Here is a 3,335-nt window from a genome sequence, read left to right as displayed (position 1 = left end):
AAAAAGATCAAATAAAAACATTAAAGAAAATCTATTCAAAAGAAACCATTACTGAAGCAGATTTAGTAGAGTATAAAAAAAATGCTATAAAATATGGTGATGTAGCTATTGAAGAGGAAGATAAAGTTTATTCCGAATTTTATAAATCCATGTTACCTATTTTAGAAATAAATGCTTTGGGAGCCAATGTAACTTCAATGCAAAAATCCAATTTTATAAATATGGAAACCATTTCTGACATATCTTCAGGACTAAATACAACTTTAGATTTCGAAAATAAAACAGGAAATAAGCTTTATACGGATAAAATTAATGAAACAATAAAAAACTTTAAACCCATATTTTGGGAATATGTTGTTGCATTAGATGGTCAAAAAAAATATAAAGAAGTTTCTCAAGCGGCGTATTTAATTTATCAATTAGATAAAAAAGATTTAGAAAGACTTTATGTTGCTGCTGAATATGCTTTTAGAGCTCAAGAATATGACAGAGCAATTAAATATTATAGTGAGTTGAATGCACTAAAATATACAGGTGAAGCAACAACTTATGTAGCAAAGAACAAGGCAAATGACGAATACAACTCTTTTAGTTCACTCACAGAAAGAGATATTGCAGTAAAAATTGGAACACACACAGATCCTAAAGTAGAAAAAACTCCATCTAGAAGAGGAGATATTTACAAGAATATTCTTGAATCATATATTGGAAAAAATGATATTCCAAATGCAAAAAAAGCTATTACAGATGCTAGACTTGCAAATCCTGACGATACAAACCTAATAATGGCAGAAGCAAATTTGTATTTAAAAACGGAAGATTTTGAAATGTATAAAAAATTAATTTCTGAAGTTTTAGCTAAAAACCCAAATGATGCCGATTTATTTTTTAATTTAGGTGTTATTTCTTCAAAATCTAAAGATGGTCAAGCTGAAGCCGAAAAAAATTACATAAAAGCAATACAAATTGATCCAAAATATAGAAATGCTTACATTAATCTTGCAGTTTTAAAGTTAGATGGAGATACTAAAATTCTAGATCAAATGAATAAATTAGGTACTTCACCAGCAGATGAGAAAAAATACCAAGCCTTACGACTTAAGAGACAAGATTTACTAAAAGGTGCGTTACCTTATTTAGAAAAAGCAGAAGAGCTTTTCACAGGTGATGCAGATATAAAATCGACATTACTTAATGTTTATAATGCGCTTGATATGACCGAAAAAGCAAAAGCATTAAAAGCAAAAAAATAATTAAAAATACTCCATAAAAAATACCCCAAAAAGCGTCTAACTTCTTGGGGTATTTTTTATGGAGTATTTTTAATAGTAAAAATATTTTCTTATTTCACTGCAATCATCGATATTTCAATGTTTACATTTTTAGGTAAACAAGAAACTTGTACAGTCTCTCTTGCAGGTGCAGTTTCTTCGGTAAAATATTTTCCGTAAACAACATTTATTCTTGCAAAATCTCCCATATTCATTATAAAAATGGTGACTTTTATTACATTATCAAAAGTCATATTAGCTGCTTCAAGAACCGCTTTTAGGTTTTTCATAACTTGCTCGGTTTCTACTTCAATGTTATCTAAAACTAGATCTCCTGTGGCAGGATTTATAGCCACTTGTCCAGAAGTATATAAAGTATTCCCGCTTAAAATTGCTTGATTGTATGGGCCAATAGGAGCAGGGGCTTTATCTGTAAAAATTATTTTTTTCATTTGTAATATTTTAAATCTAAAATTAAAGCGTTTTGTCTTGTGTATTGCGTTTATCCCACTTAATATCGCTTAATACAGAAGAACTAATTCCTATAAAGAAATACCATGAAGCTTGGTTACCCAGCGGCATCCAATTAAAATCCATTCGCCAGCTTAATAAATCTCGTTCGAAACGCAATTGGGTATAAGTAACGCCTTTTTGTACAAAATCGTAACCAGACGAAACTCCAGCTTTCCATTTGGGTGTTATATCTATATTTCCAGAAAACATAAGTGAACTATTTGCTATTTTTCTCTCTCGATTGTTATTGTCGTAAGTTAGTGAGTAAGCTAGTTTTAAATCCCAAGGTATTTCAGCATTAAAAAACCCGGAAAACTTGTCTTCTTCGTCATCTTTTTCAAATTGACTTTCATTACGGTTACTAAAATCGGTGGTTTTACCGAATAAATCATCTTCCCGTCCTCCGTTTTGTAATCCTTTATTATTAAATGAATCGTCTTTCTTTTTTTCTACTTTTTTACTAGATAAGGAATAATTAAGTGTCATGTTTGCACTTGTTAGCCTAAAAAGACTTCCATTATTGTCTATGTTATAGATATTTAATGCTTTTCCGTTTGCATCTATCGCATAAGGATTTAAAGTTGCACCAAAATTAACATTCATCTTCTCTTTAAACAAACTTGTTCCGCCACTAACTCTAACAGGTTGCCAAGCTTGCGTTCCTTTTTCGGCACTCATATTATATCCTGTAGAAAATTGAAGGTTATTAAGTAACATGATCTTCTTTGGTTCTACTTTTGTAGAATCCCGATCTCTTACTTTAGCTTCGAAAATATTGTTTAATGAGAAACTTAAAACATTAGAAAAATTCTTGTCTGGTGCTCCAAAAATTCCTTTTTCAAAACGAGTATAATCTGCCATTTTTCCACTTCCATCAATGGCATAGGTATCATAATACTTTTCGAAACTTGGTCTATAATTATATCCTACATTTGGTGTCATAACGTGACGAATAGCTTGAATTTTTTTGTCTTTACTTATGTTAAAAGTTCCGTAAATTGTAGTTCCTAATCCTGCATTAAAATTATAGGTTCTAAAGGCATCGAAACCATTATTTACAGTTTCATCGACCACGTTGGTTACTGCATTATATTTTTTATCGATTGTTTTTAAATACCATGTTTCGATATAATTTGCTGAAGTTGATACGTTTAAATATTTTAAAACTTTAAAATTGGTACTTAATGGAATCGTGTGTTGCATACCATTTTTTGCATCACGAAACATTTGAGGTTTAAAAAATAAAGAATCGACTGTTTGTATTTCGTTTCTTGCGGATAAATTATAAGTAAGGTTAATGTTTTTTATGAAACCTTTTTTAGAATCTTCTTTTTTAGCAAAAGGATACATTCTATCTAAACTTGCCGTTAGTGTTGGCAAAGTCATATTTATTTGTCCTGTATTTGTATTTTGGCTATGGTTTGCAGTAATGGCAATATTGGCTTGCGGAACGGTGTTGAATGTTTTCGAATAATTTATAGATGAACTTAAAGTATTGTTTAACGAAGCTGAATTATTTATTTGATTAAATGAGCTTTTGAAATATTTTTG

Annotated in this window: 3 protein-coding genes; 1 reads left to right on the top strand and 2 read right to left on the bottom strand. The window is 30.1% G+C overall.

What is annotated here, in order from left to right:
* Nucleotides 1-1,253: tetratricopeptide repeat protein (locus ACH2BG_RS07885; RefSeq protein WP_395047159.1), on the top strand; the 1,253-nt coding region annotated here is incomplete at its 5' end.
* Nucleotides 1,254-1,342: 89 nt separating this feature from the next.
* Here ACH2BG_RS07885 and ACH2BG_RS07880 read toward each other — a convergent pair.
* Entirely contained in the window at nt 1,343-1,723 is a 381-nt protein-coding gene (locus ACH2BG_RS07880) for a RidA family protein (RefSeq protein WP_395047158.1), read from the bottom strand.
* Nucleotides 1,724-1,745: 22 nt separating this feature from the next.
* On the bottom strand, nt 1,746-3,335 hold a 1,590-nt coding region (locus ACH2BG_RS07875; protein WP_395047157.1), incomplete at its 5' end, for a putative LPS assembly protein LptD.

The sequence above is a fragment of the Flavobacterium sp. genome (assembly GCF_043779715.1).
Lineage (GTDB): Bacteria > Bacteroidota > Bacteroidia > Flavobacteriales > Flavobacteriaceae > Flavobacterium.
This window is presented reverse-complemented; position numbering and strand designations above follow the sequence as displayed.

Bases quoted from the DNA above. Each gene is read 5' to 3' on its own strand.
- ACH2BG_RS07880 (WP_395047158.1), bottom strand. From the start codon at position 1,723: ATGAAAAAAATAATTTTTACAGATAAAGCCCCTGCTCCTATTGGCCCA.